Origin of the sequence: Nocardiopsis sp. MG754419 (genome assembly GCF_018207095.1) — a bacterium.
GTDB lineage: Bacteria > Actinomycetota > Actinomycetes > Streptosporangiales > Streptosporangiaceae > Nocardiopsis.
The window spans coordinates 1-5,675 of sequence record NZ_QOCZ01000233.1; the positions used below are offsets into that span (position 1 = coordinate 1).

Genomic DNA, 5,675 nt, shown 5'->3' on the forward strand with positions numbered 1-5,675 from the left:
GGGCGCAGGCGGTCCACCCGGAAGGTGCGCCAGTCCTCGCGACCGGTGTCCCACGCCACCAGATACCAGCGCCGACCGTGGGAGACGAGCCGGTGCGGCTCCACGACCCGTCGACTGGGAACGCCCTCGTGGCTTTCGTAGTCGAAGCGCAACAGCTCACTGTCCCTGCACGCGGCCGCGATGAGCGCCAGGGTCTGCGCGTCGACGGTGGGACCGTCGGAGGGCATCGGCACGGTGAAGGTGCCCAGTGCGTCCACCCGACGGCGCAATCGGGAGGGCAGTACCTGGAGTAGTTTGGCCAACGCCCGCACGGAGGTCTCCTCGATCCCCGTCACCCCTCCCTGGGCCACGGTGCGCAGCCCCAACGCGACCGCTACCGCCTCGTCGTCGTCGAGCAGGAGCGGCGGAAGGGAGGCCCCGGCACCGAGCTGGTAGCCGCCACCGGTGCCCATGGTGGCGTGGATGGGATATCCCAGCTCACGCAGGCGCTCGACGTCACGGCGCACCGTCCTCGGGCTGACCGCCAGGCGTTCGGCGAGATCGTTGCCGGGCCAGTCCTTGCGCGTCTGGAGCAGGGACAACAGGTGGAGCAGCCGTGCCGAGGTCGACTTCATGTCACGAGTGTGCCGGCAGTGGCGGTCGAGAACGGTCCTCCACCGGCGGAGAGGCCGGACGTGGCCCCACGCCGCGCTCATGGCCGCCGGCCGGCGCTGGTGTGACACCGCGTGGAGGTCACGCACGGCTTCGGACCGACTCCGTGGGAACCCCGCGCCGACCACGGCCGGGGCGCGAGGGTCGGACCAGCAGAGCGACCAGGGCTGCCACGACCTGTGTCGCCGCCGCCACCGCCAGACAGAGCGTCAATGCGTGGTCGGCGAGAGGACCGGCGAGAGCGGCGCCCGCCGCGAAGGCGCTCACTTTGAGGCTGGCCGCGGTGGTGAACACCTGGGTGCGCAGATGGTCGGGGGCCTCGCGGTGGCGCACCGTGAACAGGGCGGTCAACTGCGGCCCCTCGGCGGCCCCCAGCACGGCGACGGCCGGCCAGAGCCAGAACGCCGATGGCGCCAGCAGCACACCCACCACACCCGACACCTGCACCAGGGTGCACACCGACACCATCGTGTCCGGGGACACGGGCACCGGGCGCAGGGCCACGACCAGGTTGGCGGTCAGGGCGCACACCGCCATCACCGACAACAGCAAGGCCCCGTACGGGGCCCCACCCAACAGCCGTTCCCCCAGCACGGGTGCGGCGACCACGAACATCCCGGTCCCGGCGATGGAGATCGTGGAGACGACGGTGACGCGCGCCAGCGCCCGGTTGCGCAGGACGGCGCGGACGCCCGCGGCCAACGCATCGAGCACCGGGGTCGGCACGGGACGGGTGGGCCGGGAGGGCAACGACCAGGCCAGGGGAGCGGCCAGGCCGATGAGGGCCACCGCCACCATGACCGCCGCCATGGCACCCAGGCCCAGGGCCACCGTTCCGGCCAGGGCCGGTCCCACCAGGGAGGCGGCGCCGAAGGTCATCGCGTCCCAGGCGTTGGCCCGTGTCAGTCGGTCGGGTGTGACCAGTCGGGGCAGCTGGGCCGTCCATCCGCCGGACAGGGCCGGCCCCAGTGATCCCACGGCCAGCGCCAGGATCAGGACCGGGGCCAGGGGCAGGTGTTCGAGGAGCAGGGCGACCAGGGCCAGACCCAACACGTTCACCGTCAGGATCACCGCGAGCAACCGTCCCGGGCGCCGCGCGCGATCCAGGACCACCCCCAGCACGGGGCCACCGATCGCCGCGGCGGCGGTGACCCCCGCCAACAGGGCCGAACCGGTGGCGGCGCTCCCGGTGGCGGCGATCCCCACAAGGAGCAGGGCGGGCCCGGAGGTCTCGTCGCCGGTGCGTGCGGCCACAGTGCCGCAGAGGTAGGGCACCAGTTCGTAACGCTCTCTCATGCGAAGAACGCTACGGAGTAACCACAGAAGGCGCTATGGGCGTTACCTTGGCCGTATGACACCCACAACACCGGTTCCCGTGGGTTCCACACGAGCCCTGGCCGATCGCACCACCGCCCTCCTCAACGCCCTGGCGGAGGACACGGTGGACGCGGCACGGATCACCTCGCTGTTCACCGAGCACGGCGAGATCACCCCGGACCTGACCGAGGACGATGTCCGGGCACTGCGCGAGGTCGCCGGCGAACTGCGCCACGTCCTGGCCGCCGACAGCCTGGACGAGGCGGTCACCCGCGTGAACGCGCTGCTCGCCCGGGAGGCCCACCCGCCCCGGTTGGCGAACCACGGTGGCACCCACGGCTGGCACCTGCACGTGGACTGTGACGACGAGGCACCCTGGGACGAGTGGTTCGCGGCCTCGACCGGGCTGTTCCTGGCCCGCCTCATCAGTGAGCGCCAACGCCGCCCCGGGGGCGTGTGCGCCGCACACGGATGCGACCGGGTGTTCGTCGAGACCGCCCACGGCGGTGTGCAGCGGTACTGTTCCCGCCGGTGCGCGACCCGGGCGCGGGTGGCGGCCCACCGGCGTACCCACTCGTGAACCGCGTTCTCGCCGGCCTCCGCCGGCGCCACGGCCCGCGTTCGGGCGCCGGGGACCTCTGACGACGAGGCCGCGGGCCGTACGCCGCAATCCAGGGACGGATTCGGGACCATGGTGGCTCCGACCGTCATCGACAAAAGAAGGTCGAAGAGGTGCGCGCACGGATCTTGCCAGGACGACTGTTTTGGTCTCGGGGCCGGGCGTGGGCTCGGAAGGGCGTTGGCACTGCACGCGGGCCGGATGGGTGCGCGCGTGTTCGTGTCCGCTCGCACCCTGGTCGCCGCCGAAAGGGTGGCCGACGAGGTGGCGACCGACAGCGGCGCGCGAGTGGACGCGTTCGCCTGTGATCTGGCCGACCCGGTCACCGTACGGGGCTTCGCGAAGGGAGTCGCCGCTCTCACCGACACGGTCGATGTGCTGATCAACAACGGTGCCCGTTACCTGGAAGGCCCTGACTTGTGGGACGCCGACGACGAGGCGATCACCGACACCGTCGCTTCCGGAGCCACCGGCACCTTTGTGTTCTTTTCGCGATCGGCCGACCACGCGACCGCTTCATTCGCTCCTTCCACTTCGAGCAGTCGTAGGCCCTGGCACACGATCAGGTCACCATGTCGATCTCTCGCCTCATGGGCGCACGACAGGCACCCGAGAAGCACGAGCAGCCCTGGTCGGATGGCTCCTCTGATCGACAAGTGCCACCGGCCACGGTGGTGGGTTCTTCCCGGTGGCCGACCGAACTCACGAGACGTTCCGTCTCGCAGGGTGGGCACAAGAGAACCCCCGCAACGACCACCGGAACTCCCGATCGGTTGCGGGGGCTTCACGGTGTGCGGGGTCGGGTCACGGCGCTTGCGCCACAACCTCACCGTTCTTTACCGAAGGCCCGCTGTTCCTCGACCCGCCGTGCCGTCCCGCACCGCCCGGCGGTCGAGGGTTCTCGGGCCAAGAGCGGTGCGGGCGCGAGCCTTCGCGGGTGCCGGGGACGCGCCTCAGTCTGTGGGGCGGTCGGGCACCAGGACGCTGAGGCAGGTGACGCAGCCTTCGAGTTTTTCGAACTCGGAGATGTCCACGGGCAGTACGCGCCAGTGTTCGGCGGCCAGTCGCTGGACGGTCCCACCGGCGGCCGCGCTGACGAGGACGTCCCGCCCGCCCAGGGGCACCACGTGGGCGCCGGGCTCCTCCGGGGCCCGGCGGACGGGTGGCAGGTCCGCGGTCTCGACCAGGTCCGGCAGACCGATGAGGGAACCGTCGGGCAGCGCGGTCACCGCCGACTTCAGGTGCAGCACACGGCCCAGTGTCACCGGTCGTACCTTGCGTCCCAGGGGAGACAGCAACCGACCGAGCTGCTCGGCGCCTTCGGCGTTGGTGCGCCCGCCCACCCCGACGTAGACCGTCGTTCCGACCTGGAGCACGTCCCCACCGTCCAGAGTGGCGGGGGCCTCGATCCGGACCACCCGCAGGCCCAGGGAGCGCGCGGTCCGTTCGGTCGCCTCGGTCTCTCCTCGGCGTTCGGGTGCTCCGGGTCGGGTCACCACGGCCAGGTCCTCGCACACCACCAGGGTGTCCTCCACGAACACCGAGTCGGGGTGCTCGGGCGCCGGGTCGACCTCGACCACCCGCCAACCGGCCGAGGCGACGGTCTCCTGGTAGATGGTGTACTGGCGTGCGGCCAGGACCGGATCGACCGCCGAACGGGCGATGTGGGTGACCAGACCTTCGGCCAGACGAGGGCCGGGGCGTCGCATGAGAGCGACCCCGTGGTAGGTGTATCCGTCCAATTCGACCTCCTGCTGGAATCGGTGGAGGGGGTCGGGCGCGTGGGGAAGACGCCGCAGCCTATCGCGCGTACCCACCCCGTAAGGGGGACCGGCGCGCGGGCCCGCCGGCTTGTTCCGGACCGCCGTTCGGGGCAGGCTGGAGGCCATGGACGTGATCGTGGTCGGCGGCGGCATCGTGGGAACCAGCGCGGCGTTCCACCTGGCCGGGAAGGGGGTGTCCACCGCGCTGGTGGACACGTTCCACCCGGGACAGGCGACCGCCGCGGGGACGGGCATCGTCTATCCCTGGCCCTTCCCGTGGGACTCACCCGCCGAGTGGGGGTTCAAGGTCGCCGCGGCCGAGCACTACCCGCGGTTGATGGCGGCGCTGGTCGAGGACGGGCAGCGCCCCGGCTACGAGGTGGTCGGTGGGCTGTCGGTGGACCGTGAGGGCGGCGATGCCGGGTTCGAGCTTCTCGACACCCTGTCCCGGCGCCCGGAGTTCGACACGATGGGGCGGGTGGAACAGCTGGCCGTGGGGGAGCCGCGGGAGCACTTCCCCCTGGTCCCGGCCGACTACGCCGGTGTGCACATCGAGGGCATGGCCCGGGTGGACGGTCGCTCGGCGCGGACCGCCCTGTTCCACGCCGCGGAGGAACGGGGCCTGCGCTCCTACCACGGGGACGCGCGCCTGCTGTGGAACGGGAGCCGGGTCACCGGGGTCCGGGTGGGCACAGAGGACCTGGTGGCGCCGACCGTGATCGTGGCCGCCGGCGCGTGGTCGGCCGACCTGCTGGCGGTGACCGGCGTGGACCTCGGGGTGCATCCGGTACGAGGTCAGATGACCGGCTTCGCTCTCCCGGGACGTGACACCCGCGGATGGCCGGTGGTGCGGTTCGGTGAGCGTGACTACTACGTCAGCGCCGCCGCGCCGAACCGCGTGGTCACGGGCGGCACCGTGGAACCGGAGGCCGGCTTCGACCATCGGGTGACCGCGTCGGGGCTGCTGCACAACCTGTCCACCGCGGTGGAGGTCCTGCCGGAACTGGCCGAGGCCACCGTGGTGGAGACCCGTGTGGGGTTCCGCCCCGGCACCCATGACGGCCGACCGTTGCTGGGCCCGATCGAGCGTGTGCCCGGCGCGCTGGTGGCCACGGGTCTGGGGTCGCAGGGTCTGACCTTCGGCCCGTTCCAGGGTGTGGTGGCGGCGCGTCTGGCTCTGGGGGAGGACCCCGGGGTGGACCTGTCCGCCTTCGTGCCCGATCGGGTCCAGCAACCGACGTGAGCCGCACCCGGCTGTGAGTAGGTGTACTCAGGTCTTCCGGGGCGTGTCCGCGCACTATGGGTCCATGAACCCTCCCATGACC

The 5,675-nt window shown here is 71.7% G+C and carries 5 protein-coding genes and 1 pseudogene; 3 read left to right on the forward strand and 3 right to left on the reverse strand.

Translation table 11 applies throughout. From position 1 onward, the window contains the following. Both DSY14_RS26565 and DSY14_RS26570 read right to left on the reverse strand, forming a co-directional pair. Positions 1–614: YafY family protein (locus tag DSY14_RS26565; RefSeq protein ID WP_211719354.1), on the reverse strand; the 614-nt coding region annotated here is incomplete at its 3' end. A gap of 118 nt (positions 615–732) precedes the next feature. Next, the gene (locus DSY14_RS26570; protein ID WP_211719355.1) at positions 733–1,947 is read right to left on the reverse strand and encodes an MFS transporter; all 1,215 of its coding nucleotides are present in this window, start codon (positions 1,945–1,947) and stop codon (positions 733–735) included. 79 nt (positions 1,948–2,026) lie between these two features. Here DSY14_RS26570 and DSY14_RS26575 point away from each other — a divergent pair, with 79 nt between their 5' ends. Next, positions 2,027–2,548: a CGNR zinc finger domain-containing protein gene (locus DSY14_RS26575; protein WP_307851343.1), complete on the forward strand. Its 522-nt coding sequence runs from the start codon at positions 2,027–2,029 to the stop codon at positions 2,546–2,548. A 111-nt stretch (positions 2,549–2,659) separates the two neighbouring features. Further along, a pseudogene (locus tag DSY14_RS29670) lies at positions 2,660–3,073 on the forward strand (SDR family NAD(P)-dependent oxidoreductase); the annotation flags it as partial. A 467-nt stretch (positions 3,074–3,540) separates the two neighbouring features. Here DSY14_RS29670 and ddaH read toward each other — a convergent pair. After that, complete coding sequence (gene ddaH / locus DSY14_RS26585) at positions 3,541–4,329, reverse strand: dimethylargininase (RefSeq protein ID WP_283091710.1); 789 nt, start codon at positions 4,327–4,329, stop codon at positions 3,541–3,543. A 145-nt stretch (positions 4,330–4,474) separates the two neighbouring features. Here ddaH and DSY14_RS26590 point away from each other — a divergent pair, with 145 nt between their 5' ends. Further along, positions 4,475–5,593 carry an FAD-binding oxidoreductase gene (locus DSY14_RS26590; RefSeq protein WP_211719357.1) on the forward strand — a complete coding sequence of 373 codons (1,119 nt, stop codon included), beginning with the start codon at positions 4,475–4,477 and terminating at the stop codon, positions 5,591–5,593. The last annotated feature ends 82 nt before the right edge of the window (positions 5,594–5,675 follow it).

Coding starts and splice junctions, on each gene's coding strand:
- DSY14_RS26570 (WP_211719355.1), bottom strand. CDS start 1,947: ATGAGAGAGCGTTACGAACTGGTGCCCTACCTCTGCGGCACTGTGGCC.
- DSY14_RS26590 (WP_211719357.1), top strand. CDS start 4,475: ATGGACGTGATCGTGGTCGGCGGCGGCATCGTGGGAACCAGCGCGGCG.